Below are 20,787 nucleotides of genomic sequence, written 5' to 3'. Positions count from 1 at the left end.
TCAACGCGCTCCCCAGGTCGATGGCTTGTCGCGAGCCTGGACCAAGCCCAAGGCCGCCAGCCCGAGCAACCCGAGGGTGGCCAGCAGGAATACAGCAGGTGTGGCGGCACTCGCGCCGAAGGTTAAGCCCATCAGCAATTGCTCGGTCTGCAATCGGATGTAGTGGGTGAACGGCATGGAGGTCGCCCACATCCGAGCACTGTCAGGCATCGCACTCAGCGGGAAACTCATACCGCTGAACGCGAATGCCGGGGCGGTCAAAAGCCCCGTGACGGACAACGCAGTGCGCAAGGACTTGGTCAGAGTGGCCGCCGCTGCACCCGCGGCCAGCGATAGCGCCATCAGTAAGGTCATGGCCAAGAAGATCCAGAGAAGGCTCCCAGGGATGTCCCAGCCACGCCCGGTCGTGATGTACCAGAGCGCCGCGGCGCCCACGCTGGTCAGGGTCACCCAGGGAATCGCCAGCTTGCCCAGCAAGGCTGCTCCGACGGCCCGCGGCCCCCCGTGCTGCAGCCACTGCCCCAGCGTCCTGTCCCTGAATTCACGGCCGACCGCCCAAGCCCCAGCCGTCATCGCGAGGATGTGAAGGATGGCGGGGATCGCGGCGGCAGTCAGGTACTTTTCGTAGTTGCCAGACCCGTTGAACAGTGCGATCGATTGGATTTGGATCGGGTTAAAACTGACCTTGGCCTGTTGGGCCGATTCACCTCGCTTGTTTCGTGCAGACATTTCGATGCCGGCGGCCAGGGTCCCAACCACCGTGCGTACATCCCGCTGCAGCAGACTCGAATGCGTGGCGAACTGAGCGTTGTGACGCAGAATGACCTCCGCCTTTATCCCACGCTTGATGTCTCTCTCGAAGTCCCGGGGGATGTTGATCATCCCGTAGACCCGCACCTCTCTTAGGGCAAGTTGGACCGAGGACTCGCTGTCGAATTCGTCCACCACTTGCATGCCAGGCGAGGCGTTGAGCATGCGGACCAGTTGTCGCGATAGCGCGGAATGGTCTTCATCCATCACGCCAACAGGCAGATTCCTGGGGATGGCGCTTGAGAATATCCAAACGATCAACACCACGGCCAATACAGGCACCCACGTCACCATCGCCAAGTCCCAGGGACTTTGACCAAGGCGATGGACCTCCCGCCTGGTGCTGTTGAAGAAGTGGCGCATGGTCAATTCACTCGACCAGCACGGACATGCCAGGGCGAACGCCCTCAATCATTTGGGACGGGCGGGCACGCACCTCGAAGGTCTTGATGTCAAAGCCCTGATCGGACCTGGTGGCACGCCACGTGGCGAAATCAGGCAGGACTGCTGCCCGGTAGACCTTGAAGCGAACCTTACTGCCTTTCAGGGCAGGCAAGGTGGCATCGAATTCTTTGCCGACGGCGAACTTGTCGAGTTTGTCTTCGCGCACGTTGAGCACCACCCACTGATCTGCCATGTTGGCAACCGTGACCACGGGGACGCCTTGGGGCGAAATTTCACCCACGCGCCCCAGCACCTTGACGACTTCGCCGGCCACTGGACTCTTGAGTTCCGTCTCGGCCTTGGCCGCCTGGACTTCAGCTACGACTCCAGCCAATTGACGCGCCTGAGCGGCAGCAGCTTGCTTGTCTTCGGCACGTGCCCCGTCGCGAGCCATCTCGAATTGGGCCTGTGCAGCGAGGGCTTGATCGCGGGCTGCCTTGAAATTGGCTTCGGCCTCGTCGCGCTTTTGCGCAGCGATCAAGCCTTCCTTGGCCAATCCATCTATCCGCTTGAACGATGTCTGCGCCAGGTCCGCTGCAGCCACTGCGCGCTGCCAGTTCAGACGGGCGATTTCCACCTCCTGGGGGCGGGCGCCATTTTGTGCCTTGGCCGCGGTGGCCTGCGCAGCCTCCTGGGCCGCAGTGGCCTGCGCCAGTTTTGCGCTCACCTCAGGACTGTCCAGGCGAATCAGCGGCGAGCCGACCGTGATGACATCCCCTTCCTTGACCAAGATGTCCGCGATCCGGGCACTGACCTTGGAAGCGACGTCTACTTCCTGAACCTCCATTTGCCCCTGGAACGCCTCGGCGCCAGGCTGTTTGGCCTTCCATAGGCCCACGCTGAGAAGTGTGACTGCGCCGACGATGGCCAGAGTGGTGGTTGATTTCTTGTTCATTTCATTGCACTTTCAGATCGGCACGAGCCATGTAACTGCCGAATTGATCGGACAGGCCAGACACTTCAAGGAGATCGGCGAGCGCCTTGACATAGTCGTAAGCCGCTTGCGCCTGTTCCGTTTTGGTTTTGGCCAGGTTCACTTCGGCGTCGATCAGTTCCAGCGTGGAGTTGGTACCCGCCTTCTGGCCCTTGGTCTTGAGTTGGAGGACTGCATTGGCCAACTCCAGACTCGGGGTCAGCGCAAGGAACTGGCGGCGTGTTTGCTCGACGGCCATCCAGCGTTTCTCGACCAGCAAGGCAATGTCATTTCGGGCTTGCTTGTCCTGGCTGTCCGCCATCTCGATGAGCCGGTGAGAGGCTTCGCTCATCAAGGAACGGTCCACGCCACCCCACAACCTCCAGCTGACCCCGACGCCCACAACCCAGTTGGCCTGGTCAGAGGAGCGCAGTTGGCGTTGACCGAAGGCGAATACCGCAGGCTTCTTCTGCGATTCTTCCAGCGCATGAATTTGCTCGGCTTCATGCTTCTTGGCAGACACCTTGCCCAATCCCGGGTGACGTTCCAGGGCAGCGTCAGTGAAGTAGCCGAGCGGCTCGATCGGCGAACTGATCACGAACAGCGGGCTCATCGGTTGAATCCGCTCAGCGTTGCGAAGGGTTCTGGCCAACGCCGTCGACGCCAACTCAGCGTCATCCCGGGCCTTCAGGGCGTTACGCTTGGCATCCTCCATCGCTGCGCGAGCCTGGAGTCGCTCGACCTGTGCGACAAGGCCTGCTTCCAGCATTCGCTGCGTGGCGGCGTCATGCTCCAGGACGGTCCGGTAGGCCACTTCACGCAATCCGGCGGCGCGTTCAGCCAGTTGGGCGCCGAAGTAGCGCTGCACGAACTCATTGAACACTTCCTGTTGTACCTGGCGGCCGTCTGCCCGGGCCTCTTCGGTTTTGGCTTGCAAGGCCTGTTTGATTGCCGTGGTGGCGCCACCGGTGTAGATCGGCAATATGGCCGAGACGGATGAGGTATTGCCACTGCGCTGCGTGCTCAGATCGAGGCTGTTCGGAAGTGGCGGCAAGTGTGCCAAACCGGTAGCCAGCGGCGCCGGCAACGCTGCAATCGACGAACCGATCGTGTGCGTCAGGGGGGTCAGATCAATGCCCTGTACAGCGCCCTGGAAGCGGAAAGCCGCAGCTCCTGCGGTCACCACGGGACCACCCAGATGCCGAGTGGCCTGCTCTTTTAATTGTGCGCTCTCAACAGAAAAGCGAGTCATTGCCAGGCGATCTGAATTGGCTTGCAGTCGATGGGCGGCTTCTTCGAAGTTGAGAGCTTCGGCATGTGTCAGCGTGGGAAGGCAAGCTGCCACCCCCATCAAGGCACTGAGTGTCAGCCTGGCAAGCAATCGATTTTGTTGATTCAACATGGCATTCTCTAGTTCGGTACCAATCGGTACCATAATCAAAATTCTACACCGATTTTCGGTACTGTCAAGTACCGAGCATGAGATACTCGAACCATGAGCCGACCACAGATCCCTGACGATGAACACCGCACCCGGTTGCTGGAGGGAATGGCACGCGCGGTCACTGCTCACGGGTACGCGCAACTCACGACTTCAGACATCGTTCGCGAGGCGAATGTGTCCAAGAGGACCTTCTACCAATACTTCAAGGACAAGACCGACTGCCTGATCGCGCTGTTCAACCACTCTGCGCAAAAGATCGAGGCCACGCTGCGTGCCAGCATCGATCCCAAGCGAGATTGGAGTTCGCAGATTGATCTGACCATCAGGCTCTATCTGGAGACCTTGGCCGCCAATCCCCTGCTACTGCGCGCGTTGTTTGTGGAGATCCTTGCGCTTGGACCTGCTGGGCTGGTCGCCAGGCGCTTGGCAATGGAAAGACTAGCGGGGGTACTTCTGGCGGCCGCCGCCAACCATCGCTCAACTCCGATCCCGCAATGGCTGGCCACTGGGCTGATTGGTGGAATCAACGAAATGGTGCTGCAGCACATCGAGCAAGACCAGATTGCCCATTTGCCCCGATTGAGCAACCAAGCCGCCGCATTCATGAAAAACGCACTCCAAACCCGTGTGATGGAACCGACCTAGCCCGTCGATGGTCAGTCTGCAGGCGTCCATCGACACGCTTTCTCCATTTGAAGGCATCTGAAAATTTCAGGCTGAACCGCGGCCCGCGTGCGTCGGTGGCTCAACCAACGGAATCCGCTTTCGTTGAAGTGAATGCCTTCAAGGCCTTGTCGGTCTGAAGCTTTGTTTGCTCGATCAGATACTCCAGAAAAACCCGTGTCCGGTCGGGAATGAACTTACGGCTCGGCAATGCCGCATACAAGGCCAGCCGCCCTGTGATCCAGGGCGAGAGCACCCGAACCAAAGTGCCTTGTGAGAGGTAAGGTGCCGCGATATCCAAGGGCAAAGACATGATGCCGGCGCCATCGAGCGCAGCGCGCAACAGCGTGTCCATATGGTTGGACAACAAAACAGGCTGAACTTCCACATCCTGCCATTGTTCTTCTCGTTGAGGACTCCACAAACGCCAAATGCGTGGTCGGGTTTGGGGCGATTTCGATCTCAGGCAATCATGGTGCGCCAGCTCCTCTGGCCTGCGTGGCTCCCCCCGGCGCTGCAGGTAAGCCGGCGAAGCGACCAGTAAAGCTTCTGACTCGATGACCTTGCGCGCCACGATGTCAGCGTCGAAGTTGTCATCGGTGCCGAGCAAGGTGATGTCGAAGTCCTCAATGGCTTGCTCGGTCACGGGCGACACATGCAGCTCGATCCGCACCGCAGGGTACTGCCTGTGAAAGCGGCCCAGCAAAGGCGCGACAACATAGGTGGCCAGCAGGGGCGGCGCTTGGATTCGCAGCACGCCGGCCATCTCGGTGGTGTGCGAACTCGCCATCGCATCGGCTTCATCGATGTCCTGCAGGATGTGGCGTATGCGGCTAAGGTATTGCTGGCCAGCCTCGGTGAGTGAGAGGCGCCGAGTCGAGCGCTGCAACAGCCTCGTGCCCAGGTGTTCTTCCAGGTCGGCCACGAGCCGGGTGACCACGGGGGCCGACATGTCCAGCGCCCGCGCTGCAGCGGCAAAGCCGCCCTCGTCCACCACGCTCTCAAAAACACGCATCGACTGCAGTCGGTCCATCCAGCGCTCCTTGCAGGCTCTTCAAGAGCCATCATTATTTCTCTTTTAGAAATGACCCAATGTTTTATTGGCTGTTTTTCCCTCGAATCAGAAATTTTAAAGTTCATCCCATCGATGCAGTGCTTTCCACACGAAGGTCCATCGACCCGGCCAGAAGCTCTGTCATGTTGACAGATCGGCCGTTTCTTGAAACCGAAAGGAAACCGATCATGAACCGCTATACCCTCTCCGCCCTGACCCTTGCCGTGGCAGCCCTGTCCGCTGGCCATGCCCTGGCCTTTGATGCTTCGGCCCCCAAAACCCGCGAACAGGTCAAGGCTGAATTGGCCGAAGCCATCCGCACCGGCGACATCGTGGTCGACCAAGAGAGCGGCAAGAAAGCCAATGAACTTTTCCCTGGCCGCTACCCGGCCAAACCGGTCGTCGAAGCTAAGACCCGCGAGCAAGTCAAAGCCGAGCTGGCCGAAGCCATCCGCACCGGCGACATCGTGATCGACCAAGAGAGCGGCAAGAAAGCCAATGAACTTTTCCCTGGCCGCTACCCGGCCAAACCGGTGGCCCAGGGCAAGACACGCGAACAGGTCAAGATCGAACTGGCCGAAGCCATCCGCACCGGCCAAATGCCGGTCATCACCTACTGAACTGACCACTGCCATCGGGCAGCATGACTTCGGTGTGAATGCACGCAGTCCACGCCGGGGTCATTGAAATCAGTGAATTCGGCGCTCAGCGCCGCGTTCACTGGAGCCGGGCAAGCCGCATAGATGGTTCGGGATGATGCTAGATCGCTGAGATGCAGCCACATGGCCATGTCGTGCTGGGCGCGCCGATGCACGAGTTCGGCCTGCCTGCATACCTGCTTTGGCATCTCCGGGGAAATCTAGGACTTTTGCAGGTCCGCTGATTTGCGGCCGAACGCCTGTTCTGAACTTCGCTATTAACCAGGAGCGGAAGTTCATTGTGGGTTCGTCGACGACCGCATCGGGTCGGGTGCTGTAGATCATTGCTGGAAGTGGCTCCACCGGTGTACTCATCGAAAAGCCCTAGCTCTTCCCAGCCGTCTGCAAAGCGTATATGCCTGAATATCCCGCCGAAAAATCCGGTGGTAATTCGATCACTCCAGCTTCTACGCGTGCATGAGTAGCCGGCTCGCCCCTGACCATCTGATTGCGATGGATGCTGTCTACAACGGGTGCGGTATAGGCGAATGAGTCAGCAGCAGCGTACTGAATGATGTAGGTTGTGCGCAAGGTGTCCGAGCGGTTTTGACTGGAGCCGTGCACTGCGAGGCCGTGATGTGCCACCACATCTCCCACATCCAACTCGTTATCGACTACGTTCGCAAAGTCCTGCGGCGTCATTGTGTGATTGCAATTGAGTTTATAAATGCCGTTTTCCCAATGACTGCGCGGCCCCAACTTGTGGCTGCCGGGGATCGTCTGAAGGCAGCCATTGATGGCGCGGGACGCATTCAAAGGTACGCTCAGAGCGACAAGATTGGTGTTGGTGTGAGGAAACACCGGCCAGTCCTGATGCCAGCCAATCTCTGCACCTCCATGGGGCAGTTTGAAATTGATCTTAGAGTGGTAAAACTTGACCGCTCCACCAAGCAGGTCTGCGGCAATGTCACCCAGGATCGAATCGAAAGCGGCTTCAACATACACCAAATCTAGTTCCGTCGGGCTGGAGATACGCCTGATACGCGGCGCTAGGGCGGTATGCGCAGGCTCTAGGTCGTAATGTTTTGACTTTTGCTGGAGTGATCGGCCCTCATCGTACAGTCGCTCGGTGGTCGCGATCAGCCTCGCAAGCAATTTAGGATCAAGTACCTGACGGAGATTGAGATAACCCGTATCGCGGTAGTCCCTGATCTGCTCAGGGGAAAGGATGCGTTGATGACTGGTATTCATCGGGCCTCCTGCGTCGAGCTTGCAAGCGGGAAAATATGGTCGCTTCCCTTGATGAGTGGTTTTGTATTGGTCGACCGGACGTAATCAGGCCGTGGGTTGGGAACATCGCGACACCGGTTGGTTACTGGGTTGTAAACCACATAAATCGCCCAACGATTGTGCTGGGACAAGTTATGTCCCGAGGCGTGCAGGATGTTGCAGTCAAAGAACACCACGGTGCCGGGCTTGCCAGTGATCGCCACCGGTTCGGGGCTGCGTGCCATGATTTCTAACAGCTTGTCCTTCGGGGTCACATAAAACTTGTAGCCCGTAGATTCGTTGAATTCAGGCTCCAGACTGCCCTCCTTGTGGCTGCCCGGAATAAAGTACAAGCAGCCGTTCATCTCTGTGGGCTCGTCCAACATGACCAGCGCAGTAGTTGGACGTGCCTCAGGCATGCCATCTCGCTTCCAGGTTCCGTAATCCTGGTGCCACGCCCACACCGAGCCGTCAATCGCGGACTTCAAATTGCATTTCGTGTGATGGATGTACAACTGCTGCTCGGAAAGCAGATCCTGTGCGGGCTCGAGCACGCGTGAAGTACGCGAGAAGGCATGAAACACCGGTGATGCCGTTGGGCCGTCCGCCTCATGAACCCGGTAGATGGTTTTGGCAACATTGCTGCCCTTTTCCCGTACCAGGTGATCCGTGTCGATCTCTTGAATTCGCTCAAGCTCGGCTCTCATGGCCGCTACTTCGGAGGCGGAAAAAAGGCCATCGAGGGTAAGGAATCCATCTCGGTGGTAGGTTTCGATCTGCAGATGGGTGAGGCGCACAGGCAAACTCCTTAAACGGGAGTTCATGGTATGTGACTGGTATGCCAGTTGTCAAGTACGGGTAATCAGGGTCCTGTGGGCGAAATCAAAAAGATCATCAATCACCCGATCACTGGCCTCGGCAGCCTTCTCAGGCTTGCCGGAGGCCATCGCACGCGCAAGGGCCACATGCAGACGCAGTGTCGCGTTGACTTGGCCATGATGATGGTAGAACCAGAAACGCCGTGAGGCCGAGTGAAGGGCGGACACGGCCGCAGCAGCCACCATGTTTCGAGCGCTTAGTGCAGACTGCCTGTTCATTTCGTTGTCCCACTGCAGGAATGAAACAAGGTCTTCAGACTTCACGGCAGCTTCCATGCGCTGAGCAACAGCAGCCATGGCTTCGCGCTCAGCCAGTGTGGCACGCACGGCTGCCGAACGAGCAATAAGTCGGTCGAGTTCGCGTCGTGTCTCTAATATCTGGAGTTGATGACCCACGTCGATGGCGGTCACCACCACACCACGACGGGGCAGGATCTGAACAAGGTGTTCACGTGCCAGACGCTGCAAAGCTTCACGGATCGGCGTATGTCCAATGCCGATTCGTTCGCTTAGCGTGGCCTCCGACACCACACTGCCTGGCGCGAGCTCAAGAGTCACGATCATCTCCTCAATGCGGCGATAAGCTTCCTCGTTGAGTGAGGGAGGCTCCTGGCCAGGAGTTGGCGGTTTCGAGGGTGCGCGGGGGTGGCTGGTCATGATCAATATGGTGCCACAAGTAGAACCCTGAAGCGGCAAGTCCATCAGGCATTTAGGGCAGTTGTATGACTGCATTGGGTCGAATTCACCCGGTCGGAGGCGAAGAGAGCGGACGTTCGGTTGGGAATTTGTGAGGTGCTATTTGTCAATGTCGGCAGTACCCCCCGGACCGGACATCGGACTTGATCGAAATGATCTCGCGTGAGAGTCCGCTTACCAACTCTGCTTCAAGCTGGAGCTGAAACACGACCGGCCGCAATCGCTGCAAAGCAGAATTGGCTTCCCAGCACTCCATCAAAAAAGGGCCCCTGGGGGGCCCTTGCTTTTGAGGTGTGACCCATCCTGCCAGAGGTTGACACCTTTTCTTGAAAGAAAAGGCAAGTCAAATGGAATCAGGCATCAAGAGAACTCAGAAAGACTACACGCTGGCTTTTAAACTGGCTGTGGTCGAGCAAGTAGAAAAAGGCGAGCTGACCTACACACAAGCGCAGCAACGGTATGGGATCCAAGGACGCTCGACGGTGCTGGTGTGGATGCGCAAGCATGGACGCCAAAGCTGGGGCATTCAGGCATCATCGGCAGCCATGCCCCGAGAAAAAACACCCACATCTCTAACACCCGAGCAACAGATCAAGGCCTTGCAAGTTCAACTTAAGGAGGCCAACGAGAAGGCCCAGTTGTTCGAGGCAGTGCTGGACGTCCTGAAGAAGGACTATGGGGTGCGCGTCGTAAAAAAGCCTTTGGGCAAGTCCTCTCGCAGCAACTCGTCCAAGGGCTGAGTGTGAAGAGGGCTTGCCGACATATGGGATTGAGTCGCCAAGCTTACTATCAGGGCCAGCGGCGTCACGCCCAGCGTGAGAGTCGAGGCCAGGCGGTGGTGAGGTTGGTGCGAGATTGGCGTGTCAGGCAGCTCCGGCTGGGCACACGCAAGCTGCACCATGTGCTGCGTGATCCTCTGGCGCAGGCGGGCATTGAACTGGGGCGCGATGCGATGTTTGATGTGCTGCGCAACGCTGGCATGCTGGTGCCGCAGCGACGTGCGTATCACAAGACCACAGACAGCCATCACCGGTTTCGTCGCCATCCGAACTTGCTCAAGGCGGGGGCGCAGCAACTGTGCGCTACAGCCAGCGAGCAAGTATGGGTAGCCGATATCACCTACTTGCCCACGAACGACAAATTTGTCTACCTGAGCTTGGTCACTGATGCCTACTCGCGCAAGATTGTGGGCTGGCATGTGCACGACAGCTTGCAAACCGAGCCGGTAGCACAAGCCTTGAAAATGGCCTTGCGTACACGTCAAAGCGATCAACGCTTGGTGCATCACTCGGATCGGGGCATCCAGTACTGCTCGAACTACTACCAAGCCATTCATCAGCGCCACGGCCTGCTGTGCTCGATGACCGATGGCTATGACTGTTACCAGAATGCGCTGGCAGAGCGGGTCAACGGCATTCTCAAAGGCGAGTTGTTGTTGCAGCGCCCCGCTGATCTGGAGCAAGCGCGGCGCATGGTGCGAGAGTCAGTGCAGATCTATAACGACGAGCGCCCTCATTTATCGCTGAAAATGCAAACGCCCGATGTGGTGCATCGGGCGTCTTTGGCCGACATTTGTCGGCTTGAGTCATCGTCCCAGGTGTCAACCTAATTCAGGACGGGTCAGTGTGTCGCTCAGGCATCCGGTTGCTGACCCGGCGCAGCCTTTTGAAAGGCCTCCAGTGTCATGCAAGCCTTTTCAACCGCCATGATGTGCGGCCATTGCGTTAGATCTACTTTAAAGCGCCGAGCGCTTTCGACCTGGGGAATCAGGTACACATCGGCCAGGGTGGGCGTGTCGCCAAAACTGAAGCGGCCACGCTGTGTGTCGGCCGCGATCAGGGCTTCGTAGGCGTCAAAGCCGGCGCTGATCCAGGTGGCGCACCAGGCGTTGATGGCGTCTTCGTTGGCACCGAACTGCTTGCGCAGGGTTTCCAGAATGCGGCGGTTGTTGATCGGGTGGATGTCGCAACCCACAATCGCCGCCAGCGCACGCACATGGGCGCGCTGGTCAGCCCCCGCGGGCAGCAGGGCGGGTGTGGGGTATTTTTCTTCCAGCCATTCAATGATGGCGGGCGACTGGATCAGCACCTGTTCGCCTGTGTCGAGCGCGGGCACCAGCTGCTGCGGGTTGACCGATTTGAAGGCGTCTTTCAGGTGTTCTTCCACCCGCAGATCGACCGCCACGTAGTCGGTGGCAATGCCTTTGAGGTTGAGCGCAATGCGCAGGCGGTGCGAGGTGCCGCTTCGGAAAAAGTTGTAGAGCTTCATGGTGTCGTCCTTGGTGCGAATGACGGGTCAGATTTCGGGGTTGGTGGGCGTGGCCAATGCGCTGCGCGACAGTGGCACCAGCAGTGTGAGCATGACGCCCATCACACCCAGCCCGGCCAGGATATAGAAAATGTAGTCGAGTTCGAGGCCTGCGCCGATCAGGAAACTCCCGAGCATCGGGCCACCAATGCCACCGATGCGGCCAAAACCCGCGCACCAGGCCACGCCCGCCGCCCGCACATTGGTGCGGTAGTAATTGGCCACAAAGCCGTAAATCAGGGTTTGTGTGCCGCTGGTGCCCAAGCCCACCACTGCCACGATCGCCAAAAGCGCCGCCAACTGGAAGTTGAAGGTCAGCACCACCAGCGCCGCCGCACCCGTGGCAAAACTGGCCGCCACGACCGGCTTGGGGCCAAAACGGTCGGCCGCACGCGATGCGGCCAGCGCGCCAAACAGCGAGCCGCCGTTGAGCACCGCCAAAAAGGACAGCGAGCCTTTGGCGTTGTAGCCTGCGCGCAGCATCAGCTCGGGCAGCCAGGTGTTGAGCGAGTACACCAGCAACAAGCCGGTGGCGCTCATGCAGCCGAGCACCAAAGTGGGGAACAGGTAGTGGCTGCTGAACAGGCCTGCAAAGCCGGATTTGCCCGTGGCCTCGATGCTGCTGTTGGCGGTCTGTACGGTCGGGATGGGCACGCCAGTGCGCTCTGACAGCGCACGCGCCTCTTGGATGCGGCCCCGTGCGGCCAGCCAGGCCACCGATTCGGGCATCTTGAAATACGCCAGCGGCAGCAAGGTGACCATGGGCAGCGCGCCGATCCAGAACATGCCGCGCCAGCCGATGTGTTCCATCAGCACAATGGCCAGCACCGCCGACAGCATGCTGCCCAGCGGAATGCCGCCGTTGCTGATGGCGATGTAGAGGTTCTTGCGGTCCTTGGGGGCGTATTCGGACACCAAGGCGGCCGTGGTGGCGACCAGCGAGCCAATGCCCAGGCCGGTGACAAAACGCATCCAACCGAACTCGCGGGCGGTAGCGGACATGGCCGTCAGGGCCATGCCCACCGAGAACCAGGCATAAGAGGCCAGCATCACTTTGCGGCGGCCCACGATGTCGCCGACCGAACCGGCCAACAGTGCGCCCAGGGCCACACCAAACAGGGCGTAGCTGCCCAAAATACCGGCGATGCCCGGCGTGACGGTGCCGATCTGGCTGGCATCGCGCAAGAAGGTGGAGACCACTGCGCCGTAAACCACCAGGTCGTAGCCATCAAAAATCAGGCCCACGGTGGCCAGAACCAGCACCCAACGGACGGTGCGCTGGCGAAGGGCTTGCTGCCCGGAATCGTTTGTCGTTGTCATGGAAAGTCGGTGTCGAGTGCACTTTTTAAAAAGTGCAGGCGTGAAACAGGCCAGCCCGCCATCGCAAGCGATGGCGGGGAAGGCTTCAAAATGAAATGGGTGCGGCTTACTCGGCAGCGCCGACGGTCAGCGCCACTTCGGCCACGCCTTCGACACGGCCGGTGATCTTGTCGCCAGTGACCACAGCACCCACGCCTTCTGGCGTGCCGGTGTAGATCAGGTCGCCAGGCTGCAGGTGGTAATAGGTGGACAGGTCGGCGATGATTTCACGGATGTTCCAGATCAGCTTGTCCACATCGGAAGACTGCTTGGTGGCGCCGTTGACTTCGAGCGCAATGGCCCCGTGCTCGATCACCACCCCGGGCATGGGCACGATCTCGGAGCAGACCGAGCCTTCTTCGATGTCTTTGCCCGTGTCCCAAGGACGGCCCTTGTCGCGGGCCACCAGTTGCAGATCGCGGCGGGTCATGTCCAGGCCTGCGGCATAGCCATAGACCAGCTCATGCGCGTTGGCCTCGCTCACGCGAAAACCTTCTTTGCCAATGGCCAGCACCAGTTCCATCTCGAAGTGGTAGTTGCTGGTGCGGGGAGGGTAGGCTACGGTCGCACCGCTTTCCACCAGGGTCTGGGGTGACTTGGTGAAATAAAAGGCCTGCTCGACGCTCTTGTCGACAGGGCGGCCCATCTCGACGGCGTGCGCGTGGTAGTTGCGGCCCACGCAGAAGATGCGGTTGATCGGGAAGCGCTCGGTTTGTCCGCGAATGGGCAGGGACTGAACGGTGGGGGGATTGAAGAGGTATTGGGTCATGATGTCTATGCGAAGTTGAAGGTTTTTTGTAGGAGCCAGCCTGCTGGCGATTGCGGTGCTTACGGTCCACAGACCATCGCTTGCAGGCAAGCTCCTACAGGGGGTGAAAAGTTGTTACAGAGCTGGCGTTTGGTTTTTTTGTAGGAGCCAGCCTGCTGGCGATTGCGGTGCTTGCGGCCCACAACCATCGCTTGCAGGCAAGCTCCTACATGAGGCGGGGCGGGTGCATCAACCCCGGTTTTCGTAAACACCCAGCTTGCGGTGCAGTGGCGATTCGTCGGCGATGAAGATGAAGGCCGGTTGGTTGGCATTCAGGTTGGTCAGCGTCACGGCTTCGTAGCCGGGGGCACAGCAGGTGTCGGCTTCGGCCAGCGTGAAGGTCTTGTCAACGATGGCCGCTTGCACCGCGCCTTCGATGACGTGGAACACCTGGGCAGGTGAACGCGCGGGCAGTCGCAGCGTCTGGCCGGGGCGCAGCATCAGAGCGTAAAAGCCCAGGATGTTTTCGGCGTCGCCGCCGGTTTCGGGGTTGGTGTAAGTGACCTGCACCTGTTCCAAACCGGCAGCGTCAGCCGCCAGCGATTCGAGCGCGGCCTTGGCGTCTTTCCAGGCGTAACGCAGCATGGGGTAAGCCTTCTTGCTGCGCTCAAACACATGGCTGGGCACCACGCCGCCACGCGCGTACTGCTTGTCGCCCTGGCCGGGCACCACGGTTTGGCGTTCGCCGTTGATGTGGTAACTGGCCTCCATGTAATAGACCAGCGGCAGGTCCAACACGTCGAGCCAAATGACGGGCTCGGTGCCGTCGTGGCCGTGTTCGTGCCACAGGCCTGTGGGCGTGAGGATCAAGTCGCCTCGGCTCATCGGGCATTTTTCGCCGTCCACGGTGGTCCAGGCGCCTTCGCCCTCGACGACCATGCGCACCGCGTTGGGCGTGTGGCGGTGGCTGGGGGCCCACTCGCCGGGCATGAGCAGCTGCATGCCCAAATACATGGCGGCAGACGCCTGCATTTTTTCAAGGCCGTGGCCGGGGTTGGCCAGCACCAGCACGCGGCGCTCGGCTTTTTCAATCGGGGTCAGCTCGCCCGCCTTGAGCAAGAGTGGCTTGATGTCCTTGTAGGCCCAGCAGGTGGGTTGGGTCTGGCGCGTGGGCACTTTGGGGGGCAGCACGCCGCGCAGGCTGGGCCACAGGGGCACCAGGTTCAGGTCGCGCAGGTCCTGCACATAGTCTTTGGGCAGGTCTTCGAGTTTTCCGAGTTCTTGCATGAAAGGTCTCCTTGGGGTTCAGTCCTGGGCCAGGCAGTTGTTGACGTTCCAGCCATACAACCATTCGATCGCATCATAAAAGCGCTCTTGCGTGCGGCCTTTCCAGAGCGAGTTGCGGATCAGGCGCTCCACGCCAGCGGCGTGGTACAGGCGGCCCATTTCGCGGCCCGACAGCACGATGCGGGCGGTGCGCGCCACGCGTGAACGCTCGTACAAAGCCAGGGCTTTCGTCCAGTCGTTGTGGTTCACGCGCAGGGCTTCGCCCAACGTGACAGCGTCTTCCATCGCCATGCAGGCGCCTTGCGCCATGTACTGCGTGGTGGGGTGGGCGGCGTCGCCCAAAATGGTGGCGCGGCCAAATACCCAAGTGCCAATCGGCTCGCGGTCGGCCGTGGCCCAGCGCTTCCAGGTCTTGGGCAGCTCGATCAGCTGGCGCGCCTTGGGGCTGATGCCCTGGAAGTAGCTCTCGACTTCTTCCTTGGAGCCATCGGTCACGCCCCATTCTTCTTGCTGGCGGCTGTGGAAGGTCACGACCACGTTGTACTGCTCGCCGCCGCGCAGCGGGTAGTGCACCAGGTGGCACTTGGGGCCAGCCCAGAGGCTTGCGGCGTTCCATTGCAGGTTTTCCGGGAAGTCTTTTTTCTCGACCACGGCGCGGTACACCACATGGCCGGTCACGCGGGGCGGATCGTTCACATACTGCTGGCGCACCACCGACTTGCCGCCGTCGGCACCGATCAGGGCCTGGCCAGTCCAGCGCTTGCCGTTTTGGTCGATGGCGGTCACCGTTTGGTTCGCTTCGTCCTGCTCGATGGAGACGATGCGGGTGTTGGTGTGGAACTCGACCTTGCCGGTTTCTTGTGCGCCTTCCAGCAGCGACAGGTGCACGTCGACCCGATGGATCACGGCGTAGGGGTTGCCAAAGCGCTTGCGGAAGGCTTCGCCGGTTTCGATCTTGCCGACCTGCGACTCGTCAAGCGCGTCGTGCATGACCATGTAGTCGGTGTAGACAGCGCGGCCGCGGGCCTTGTCGCCCACGCCCAAAGCGTCAAAGGCGTGGAAGGCGTTGGGGCCGAGCTGGATGCCCGCGCCGATCTCGCCGATCTCGGGCGCTTGTTCCAGCACGGTGACCTGAAAGCCTTGGCGAACCAAAGCCAGGGCGGCCGCCAGGCCGCCGATGCCACCGCCAGCGACGATGACGGGAAGTTGAGAGGGCGCAGTGCTCATGGGGACTCCAACAAGTTGACGGTGAAGAAAGTGGTGAGATTATATGCATACATATTAATTTCACAAAACCCTGTTAGGCCAGCCATTTGCTAAGTGAAAACCCTTATTTGAGTGGTGTGACCAAAGGCCGGGCCACCGCTTCAAGTTGCTGGCGCAGCCACTGGTGGGCCGGGTCTTGCTGGTGGCGCTGGTGCCAGATCATGTACATCGGCATCTCGGGGCAGGGCACTGGCACCGGGGCGCTGGCCAGATCGCGCATCAGGTGGTTTTGCAGCAAGCCGGGCACGGTGGCCAGCCATGGCGTGCCCGCAATGAACGAGGGCAGCCCCGAAAAGCCCGGCACCTGCACTGCAAAGCGCCGCACCACACCGCGTGAAAGCAGCAAGGCGTCCAGGTCGAGCGGGCGCTGCGGCGCATAGACCACAGTGACGTGTTCGGCGGCCAGGTAGTCGTCGGCCGTGGTTGGGGCGCTGCGCAGGGCCGGGTCGTAAAACACGCGGTAGCGGTCGGCAAACAAACGCTTTTGCAGGATGTCTGCCCCCTCGGGCGGGCGCGGGCTGATGATGAAGCTGGCATTGCTGCTGGCGCAGCATCTCGGGGGTGGGCACGTCTGACGGGATCACCCGCAAACTGAGCCCCGGGGCCGCTTGCCGTAGGTGCTGCATCAGCGCAGGCAGCAGGGCATCGCGCTGGAAGTCATTCGCGGCGATGGTCACGGTGCTGCGCCATTGGGCCGGATCGAAGTTGTCCGAGTGCGCGAAACGCTCCAGCTCTTCCAGCAGCGTTCGGGCCCGTGCGGCCAGCGCCTCGGCTCGGGCGGTGGCCACGATGCCCCGGCCCGATTTGGCAAACAGCACATCGCCGGTGATGCCACGCAGCTTGTCCAGCAAGTGGCTTACGGCCGACTGGGTCACGCCCAGGCGCTGGGCGGCCGCCGTGATCGAGCCGGTATCCACCACCGTCACCAGCAGGCGCAGCAGTTTGGCGTCCAGATTCAACCAATCTAAATTGTTCATGGGTTATATGAGTATTCATCTGTTTATTTGTGGCAATGGTATCCCGATACTTCAAGCCATTCACAGCTATTTTGGAGAAATTGCGATGACCCACCCCACCCGCCAGATCGAAGGCACCACGCCGTTTGACGGCGACATGGCCCGCAAAGGCTATGCCCTCAACAAGATGTGTTTCTCGTTCAATTCGGCCGACAACCGTGCGGCGTTCAAAAACGACGAAGAGGCCTACATGACCCAATACGGGCTGACCGAACCACAAAAAGCCGCGATTCGCTCGCGCCAGGTGCTTGACTTGATTGCCACAGGCGGCAACGCCTATTACCTGGCCAAGTTCGCGGGCATCTTCGGCCTGGACATGCAGGACATCGGTGCCCAGCAAACCGGCATGACCAAAGACGAATTCAAGGCCAAGCTCAAGGCTTACGCGGACTGACTAAAAGGAAAAACCATGGCCCAACTTATCGGCGGTCTCGCCACATCCCACATCCCTGCCATCGGCAACGCGATCCACAAAGGCCTGCAAAACGATCCGTACTGGGCCCCGTTTTTTGCCGGTTACCCACCCGTGCAACAGTGGCTGGGCGCGCAAAAGCCCGACGTGGTGGTCATGTTCTACAACGACCACGGCCTGAACTTTTTCCTCGACAAGATGCCCACCTTTGCTGTCGGTGCGGCAGCCCAATACAACAACGCCGACGAAGGCTGGGGCATCCCCACGCTGCCGCCGTTCAAGGGCGAAGTGGACCTGTCCTGGCAGATCATCAACACCCTGGTGGGCAAAGACTTCGACATCGTGACCTGCCAGGACATGCTGGTGGATCATGCCTGCACCTTGCCGCTCAAACTCTTCTGGCCCGAGGGCGAAGCGCCCGTGACCATCGTGCCGGTCAACATCAATACTGTGCAGTTCCCGCTGCCGTCCGCCAAACGGGTGTATGCCCTGGGCAAGGCGGTGGGCGAAGCCATTGCGGCCTGGGACAGCAGCAAGAAAGTCGTGGTCTGTGCCTCGGGGGGCCTGAGCCATCAGCTCGACGGTGAGCGCGCAGGCTTCATCAATAAGGCGTTTGACCTGCAGTTCATGGACAGCCTGGTCAGCAACCCGGAGTGGGCCACCCAGTTCAGCACGCTCGATCTGGTGGAAAAGACCGGCACGCAGGGTGTGGAGCTGCTGATGTGGCTGGCCATGCGCGCGGCGCTCACGGCCGCAGGCCCGAGCGTCAAGGAAGTGCACCGCAATTACCACATCCCGATCTCCAACACAGCCACCGGCTTGATGGCGTTCGAGGTGGCTTGAGGGCATCTAGCCCCTGCTCGCGAAGGGTGGCCAGAGCCACTTCACACATTCGGCTGCAGGGGCAGCCTCCCACAATTTCAAGGAGCGGGACAACACAAGGGAAAGCCCTGTCTAAAGGGGGCTTGGGCAGGGCAGGCAAACCGACTAGAATTCCCCGACCGCTCGGTTGGTTAATTCTTGTGGACCGGGCTTTGTTCTTTTCAGAAAGCATTTCCCATGTCCCAAGTCCTGCAAAGTTTCATCGGTGGCCAGTGGATCGGCCAGCAAGGCGCGCAAGCCCTGCGCAGCGCCATCAACGGTGCCACTGTGGCCCAGACCCATGCCGAGGCCATCGATTTTGGTGACGCGGTGCACTACGCCCGCACCGTGGGCCTGCCCAATTTGCTGAAAATGGATTTTCAGGAGCGCGCCCAGCGCCTCAAAGCCCTGGCCAAGTACCTGGGCGAACACAAGGAAACGCTCTACGCCATCTCGGCCCACACCGGGGCCACGCGCGCCGACAGCTGGGTCGACATCGAGGGCGGCGCGGGCACGCTGTTCGCCTATGCGGGCATGGGCAGCAACGAGCTGCCCAGCGGCAACCTGATCCACGAAGGCCCGGCCTTCCCGCTGGGCAAAAAAGGTGGCTTTGCGGGCACGCACATTTTGGTGCCGCGTGGCGGCATCGCGGTGCACATCAACGCCTTCAACTTCCCCATCTGGGGCCTGCTCGAAAAGTTCGCGCCCAGCTTTTTGGCGGGCATGCCTTGCATCGGTAAGCCTGCGTCGTCCACCAGCTACCTGACCGAGGCCATGGTGCGCCTGGTCGAGCAGTCGGGCATCCTGCCTGCGGGCGCGCTGCAGCTGGTGATCGGCTCCACCGGTGACTTGCTCGACCGCCTGAATGGCCAGGACGTGGTGACCTTCACCGGTTCGGCCGACACCGCCGCCATGCTCCGCGTGCACCCCAATGTGGTCAAACACAGCATCCCCTTCAACGCCGAAGCCGACTCGCTCAACTGCGCCATCCTTGCGCCCGATGTGACGCCCGATGACGAAGAGTTCGACCTGTTCGTCAAAGAAGTCGCCCGCGAGATGACCGTCAAGGCCGGCCAGAAGTGCACCGCGATCCGCCGCGCCATCGTGCCGCGTCAGCACCTGGACGCTGTGGCCGAAAAACTCCAAGCCCGTCTGGCCAAAGTGGTGGTGGGCGATCCGTCCGTCGAGGGTGTGAAGATGGGTGCGCTCGCCTCGCACGCGCAGCAGGCCGACGTGGCCGAGCGCGTGGCCTTGCTGCGCCAAAGCGCCGAGTTGGTGTTTGGCGGCAGTGCCGATTTCAAACCGGTGGGACAGGGCGTCGAAGGCGGTGCCTTCTTCCAGCCCACGCTGCTGCTGTGCCAAAAGCCCCTGCAAACCGACAGCGTGCACGACGTGGAAGCCTTCGGCCCGGTCAGCACCCTCATGCCCTACGACGGCATCGACGAAGCCCTGCAACTGGCCGCACGCGGTCAGGGCAGCTTGGTCGGCACACTGGTGACCAAAGACCCGCAAACCGCCGCCCGCATGATCCCGGTGGCTGCCGCCTTGCATGGCCGCCTGCACATCCTCGACCGCGAATCGGCGGTGGAATCGACCGGCCACGGCTCGCCGCTGCCTCCGCTCAAACACGGCGGCCCTGGCCGCGCCGGTGGTGGTGAAGAACTCGGTGGCATCCGCGCCGTCAAGCACCTGATGCAGCGCACCGCGTTGCAGGGCTCGCCCACCATGATCGCCGCTGTGACGGGTGAGTACATGCGCGGCGCCAAGCTGATCGAGTCCGAGGTTCATCCTTTCCGCCGGTACTTTGAAGAGTTGCAAATTGGCGAGAGCCTGCTCACCCACCGCCGCACCGTGGGCGAGGCCGACATCGTGGCCTTTGGCGGCCTGTCGGGCGATTATTTCTACATGCACTTCGACGAGATCGCCGCAAAAGAGTCGCCTTTTGGCAAGCGCATCGCGCACGGCTACTTTGTGCTGTCGGCCGCTGCGGGCCTGTTCGTCTCGCCCGCGCCCGGCCCGGTGCTGGCCAACTACGGCCTCGACACCCTGCGCTTCGTCAAGCCCGTGGGCATTGGCGACACCATCCAGGCGCGCCTGACGGCCAAACGCAAGATCGACCGCAACAAGAAAGACGCCAACGGCGTGGGGCTGGGCGTGGTGGCGTGGGATGTGGAAGTCACCAACCAGCTGGGCGAGGTGGTGGCCAGTTACGACATCCTGACGCTGGTGGCCAAGAAGGGCTGATGCACATCCGGGGATAATCCCCGGCATGAGATCTCCTATTGCCGTTGTGGACGTTGACCGTTGCGAAACCTGGACTCGTTACAAAAACGGCTTGTGTGACACCTGCGCGGCCAACTGCTGCACCATGCCGGTCGAGGTCAAGCTGGCCGACTTGGTTCGGCTCGAGTTGGTGGATCCGTTTGAGGCCGAGCACGAAGACCCCAAGCAGATCGCCAAACGGCTGAGCAAAGCCGGGCTGATCGAGCACTTCAATTTCAAGAACAGCATCTTCAGCCTGGCACGTCGCGCCAGTGGCGATTGCCAGTTTCTGGACGCCAAGACCCGCCGTTGCACGGTGTACGACAAACGGCCCAACACCTGCCGCCTGCACCCGCAGGTGGGGCCTCGCCCCAACCATTGCCCCTACGGCAACAAAGCCCAGTCGCGCTGAGTGCACCAGTTAAAAAGCCTCCCGACTTTGCAGTCGGGAGGCTTTTGG

The 20,787-nt window shown here is 60.5% G+C and carries 20 protein-coding genes and 1 pseudogene; 7 read left to right on the top strand and 14 right to left on the bottom strand.

Annotated features, from left to right (window positions below):
- The 3 genes from ACZ5VE_RS09630 to ACZ5VE_RS09620 are packed head-to-tail and all read right to left on the bottom strand — an operon-like array spanning nucleotide 1 to nucleotide 3,569.
- Nucleotides 1–1,173: an ABC transporter permease gene (locus tag ACZ5VE_RS09630; protein ID WP_464447236.1), complete on the bottom strand. Its 1,173-nt coding sequence runs from the start codon at nucleotides 1,171–1,173 to the stop codon at nucleotides 1–3.
- A gap of 7 nt (nucleotides 1,174–1,180) precedes the next feature.
- Entirely contained in the window at nucleotides 1,181–2,149 is a 969-nt protein-coding gene (locus tag ACZ5VE_RS09625; RefSeq protein ID WP_464454963.1) for an HlyD family secretion protein, read from the bottom strand.
- A 1-nt stretch (nucleotide 2,150) separates the two neighbouring features.
- Nucleotides 2,151–3,569, bottom strand: a complete 1,419-nt coding sequence (locus tag ACZ5VE_RS09620; RefSeq protein WP_464447234.1) for a TolC family protein — start codon at nucleotides 3,567–3,569, stop codon at nucleotides 2,151–2,153.
- Between the two features lie 93 nt (nucleotides 3,570–3,662).
- On the opposite strand from ACZ5VE_RS09620, the gene ACZ5VE_RS09615 reads away from it, so the two are divergent.
- Entirely contained in the window at nucleotides 3,663–4,256 is a 594-nt protein-coding gene (locus tag ACZ5VE_RS09615) for a TetR/AcrR family transcriptional regulator (RefSeq protein ID WP_066692010.1), read from the top strand.
- Between the two features lie 100 nt (nucleotides 4,257–4,356).
- Here ACZ5VE_RS09615 and ACZ5VE_RS09610 read toward each other — a convergent pair whose 3' ends face one another.
- Nucleotides 4,357–5,307 (bottom strand): LysR family transcriptional regulator, encoded by a 951-nt coding sequence (locus ACZ5VE_RS09610; protein ID WP_464454962.1) that lies wholly within the window; start codon nucleotides 5,305–5,307, stop codon nucleotides 4,357–4,359.
- Between the two features lie 209 nt (nucleotides 5,308–5,516).
- Here ACZ5VE_RS09610 and ACZ5VE_RS09605 point away from each other — a divergent pair, with 209 nt between their 5' ends.
- Entirely contained in the window at nucleotides 5,517–5,948 is a 432-nt protein-coding gene (locus ACZ5VE_RS09605; protein WP_464454961.1) for a DUF4148 domain-containing protein, read from the top strand.
- A 402-nt stretch (nucleotides 5,949–6,350) separates the two neighbouring features.
- On the opposite strand, the gene ACZ5VE_RS09600 is transcribed toward ACZ5VE_RS09605, so the two are convergent.
- The 3 genes from ACZ5VE_RS09600 to ACZ5VE_RS09590 are packed head-to-tail and all read right to left on the bottom strand — an operon-like array spanning nucleotide 6,351 to nucleotide 8,770.
- Nucleotides 6,351–7,217, bottom strand: a complete 867-nt coding sequence (locus tag ACZ5VE_RS09600; RefSeq protein WP_464454960.1) for a phytanoyl-CoA dioxygenase family protein — start codon at nucleotides 7,215–7,217, stop codon at nucleotides 6,351–6,353.
- Nucleotides 7,214–8,032 carry a phytanoyl-CoA dioxygenase family protein gene (locus tag ACZ5VE_RS09595; RefSeq protein ID WP_464454959.1) on the bottom strand — a complete coding sequence of 273 codons (819 nt, stop codon included), beginning with the start codon at nucleotides 8,030–8,032 and terminating at the stop codon, nucleotides 7,214–7,216. Before ACZ5VE_RS09595 ends, ACZ5VE_RS09600 begins: the two co-directional genes overlap by 4 nt.
- A 51-nt stretch (nucleotides 8,033–8,083) precedes the next feature.
- Complete coding sequence (locus ACZ5VE_RS09590; protein ID WP_464454958.1) at nucleotides 8,084–8,770, bottom strand: GntR family transcriptional regulator; 687 nt, start codon at nucleotides 8,768–8,770, stop codon at nucleotides 8,084–8,086.
- 386 nt (nucleotides 8,771–9,156) lie between these two features.
- Here ACZ5VE_RS09590 and ACZ5VE_RS09585 point away from each other — a divergent pair.
- Nucleotides 9,157–10,418 (top strand): IS3 family transposase gene (locus ACZ5VE_RS09585; protein WP_464454957.1). Its coding sequence is split into 2 segments (ribosomal slippage): nucleotides 9,157–9,514 and nucleotides 9,514–10,418, totalling 1,263 coding nucleotides; the frame shifts between segments, so codons are not numbered across the junction.
- 23 nt (nucleotides 10,419–10,441) lie between these two features.
- Here ACZ5VE_RS09585 and maiA read toward each other — a convergent pair.
- The 7 genes and pseudogenes from maiA to ACZ5VE_RS09550 form a co-directional block, all read right to left on the bottom strand.
- Nucleotides 10,442–11,077, bottom strand: coding sequence for a maleylacetoacetate isomerase (maiA, locus tag ACZ5VE_RS09580; RefSeq protein WP_464454956.1), 636 nt, complete (start codon nucleotides 11,075–11,077; stop codon nucleotides 10,442–10,444).
- Nucleotides 11,078–11,104: 27 nt separating this feature from the next.
- Nucleotides 11,105–12,436: an MFS transporter gene (locus ACZ5VE_RS09575; RefSeq protein WP_464454955.1), complete on the bottom strand. Its 1,332-nt coding sequence runs from the start codon at nucleotides 12,434–12,436 to the stop codon at nucleotides 11,105–11,107.
- 106 nt (nucleotides 12,437–12,542) lie between these two features.
- Nucleotides 12,543–13,244 carry a fumarylacetoacetate hydrolase family protein gene (locus ACZ5VE_RS09570; protein ID WP_464454954.1) on the bottom strand — a complete coding sequence of 234 codons (702 nt, stop codon included), beginning with the start codon at nucleotides 13,242–13,244 and terminating at the stop codon, nucleotides 12,543–12,545.
- A gap of 228 nt (nucleotides 13,245–13,472) precedes the next feature.
- Entirely contained in the window at nucleotides 13,473–14,510 is a 1,038-nt protein-coding gene (locus ACZ5VE_RS09565) for a cupin domain-containing protein (RefSeq protein WP_464454953.1), read from the bottom strand.
- An 18-nt stretch (nucleotides 14,511–14,528) separates the two neighbouring features.
- Nucleotides 14,529–15,737: a 3-hydroxybenzoate 6-monooxygenase gene (locus ACZ5VE_RS09560; RefSeq protein ID WP_464454952.1), complete on the bottom strand. Its 1,209-nt coding sequence runs from the start codon at nucleotides 15,735–15,737 to the stop codon at nucleotides 14,529–14,531.
- A 103-nt stretch (nucleotides 15,738–15,840) separates the two neighbouring features.
- Nucleotides 15,841–16,254: a LysR substrate-binding domain-containing protein gene (locus ACZ5VE_RS09555; RefSeq protein ID WP_464454951.1), complete on the bottom strand. Its 414-nt coding sequence runs from the start codon at nucleotides 16,252–16,254 to the stop codon at nucleotides 15,841–15,843.
- Nucleotides 16,255–16,603: 349 nt separating this feature from the next.
- Nucleotides 16,604–16,753 (bottom strand): annotated as a pseudogene (locus tag ACZ5VE_RS09550) (helix-turn-helix domain-containing protein); the annotation flags it as partial.
- A gap of 85 nt (nucleotides 16,754–16,838) precedes the next feature.
- Here ACZ5VE_RS09550 and ACZ5VE_RS09545 point away from each other — a divergent pair.
- The 4 genes from ACZ5VE_RS09545 to ACZ5VE_RS09530 all read left to right on the top strand — a co-directional run bounded on the left by ACZ5VE_RS09545 (nucleotide 16,839) and on the right by ACZ5VE_RS09530 (nucleotide 20,739).
- Nucleotides 16,839–17,186, top strand: coding sequence for a protocatechuate 4,5-dioxygenase subunit alpha (locus ACZ5VE_RS09545; protein ID WP_464454950.1), 348 nt, complete (start codon nucleotides 16,839–16,841; stop codon nucleotides 17,184–17,186).
- A gap of 15 nt (nucleotides 17,187–17,201) precedes the next feature.
- Nucleotides 17,202–18,047: a class III extradiol dioxygenase family protein gene (locus ACZ5VE_RS09540; RefSeq protein ID WP_464454949.1), complete on the top strand. Its 846-nt coding sequence runs from the start codon at nucleotides 17,202–17,204 to the stop codon at nucleotides 18,045–18,047.
- 216 nt (nucleotides 18,048–18,263) lie between these two features.
- On the top strand, nucleotides 18,264–20,309 hold the full coding sequence (gene paaZ, locus ACZ5VE_RS09535) for a phenylacetic acid degradation bifunctional protein PaaZ (RefSeq protein WP_464454948.1): 2,046 nt from the start codon (nucleotides 18,264–18,266) through the stop codon (nucleotides 20,307–20,309).
- A gap of 25 nt (nucleotides 20,310–20,334) precedes the next feature.
- Complete coding sequence (locus ACZ5VE_RS09530; RefSeq protein ID WP_019430691.1) at nucleotides 20,335–20,739, top strand: YkgJ family cysteine cluster protein; 405 nt, start codon at nucleotides 20,335–20,337, stop codon at nucleotides 20,737–20,739.
- Nucleotides 20,740–20,787: the final 48 nt, after the last annotated feature.

Source organism: Limnohabitans sp. INBF003 (genome assembly GCF_055396645.1).
Note: the sequence above shows the minus strand (reverse complement) of the source record. Positions and strands in the feature narration are given on the sequence as shown.

Excerpts from the sequence above, each read along its gene's own strand:
- ACZ5VE_RS09570 (WP_464454954.1), bottom strand. The coding sequence starts at position 13,244 with ATGACCCAATACCTCTTCAATCCCCCCACCGTTCAGTCCCTGCCCATT.
- ACZ5VE_RS09605 (WP_464454961.1), top strand. The coding sequence starts at position 5,517 with ATGAACCGCTATACCCTCTCCGCCCTGACCCTTGCCGTGGCAGCCCTG.
- ACZ5VE_RS09560 (WP_464454952.1), bottom strand. The coding sequence starts at position 15,737 with ATGAGCACTGCGCCCTCTCAACTTCCCGTCATCGTCGCTGGCGGTGGC.
- ACZ5VE_RS09615 (WP_066692010.1), top strand. The coding sequence starts at position 3,663 with ATGAGCCGACCACAGATCCCTGACGATGAACACCGCACCCGGTTGCTG.
- ACZ5VE_RS09610 (WP_464454962.1), bottom strand. The coding sequence starts at position 5,307 with ATGGACCGACTGCAGTCGATGCGTGTTTTTGAGAGCGTGGTGGACGAG.
- ACZ5VE_RS09575 (WP_464454955.1), bottom strand. The coding sequence starts at position 12,436 with ATGACAACGACAAACGATTCCGGGCAGCAAGCCCTTCGCCAGCGCACC.
- ACZ5VE_RS09600 (WP_464454960.1), bottom strand. The coding sequence starts at position 7,217 with ATGAATACCAGTCATCAACGCATCCTTTCCCCTGAGCAGATCAGGGAC.
- ACZ5VE_RS09545 (WP_464454950.1), top strand. The coding sequence starts at position 16,839 with ATGACCCACCCCACCCGCCAGATCGAAGGCACCACGCCGTTTGACGGC.
- ACZ5VE_RS09565 (WP_464454953.1), bottom strand. The coding sequence starts at position 14,510 with ATGCAAGAACTCGGAAAACTCGAAGACCTGCCCAAAGACTATGTGCAG.
- ACZ5VE_RS09630 (WP_464447236.1), bottom strand. The coding sequence starts at position 1,173 with ATGCGCCACTTCTTCAACAGCACCAGGCGGGAGGTCCATCGCCTTGGT.
- ACZ5VE_RS09620 (WP_464447234.1), bottom strand. The coding sequence starts at position 3,569 with ATGTTGAATCAACAAAATCGATTGCTTGCCAGGCTGACACTCAGTGCC.
- ACZ5VE_RS09540 (WP_464454949.1), top strand. The coding sequence starts at position 17,202 with ATGGCCCAACTTATCGGCGGTCTCGCCACATCCCACATCCCTGCCATC.
- paaZ (WP_464454948.1), top strand. The coding sequence starts at position 18,264 with ATGTCCCAAGTCCTGCAAAGTTTCATCGGTGGCCAGTGGATCGGCCAG.
- ACZ5VE_RS09530 (WP_019430691.1), top strand. The coding sequence starts at position 20,335 with ATGAGATCTCCTATTGCCGTTGTGGACGTTGACCGTTGCGAAACCTGG.
- ACZ5VE_RS09590 (WP_464454958.1), bottom strand. The coding sequence starts at position 8,770 with ATGACCAGCCACCCCCGCGCACCCTCGAAACCGCCAACTCCTGGCCAG.
- maiA (WP_464454956.1), bottom strand. The coding sequence starts at position 11,077 with ATGAAGCTCTACAACTTTTTCCGAAGCGGCACCTCGCACCGCCTGCGC.
- ACZ5VE_RS09625 (WP_464454963.1), bottom strand. The coding sequence starts at position 2,149 with ATGAACAAGAAATCAACCACCACTCTGGCCATCGTCGGCGCAGTCACA.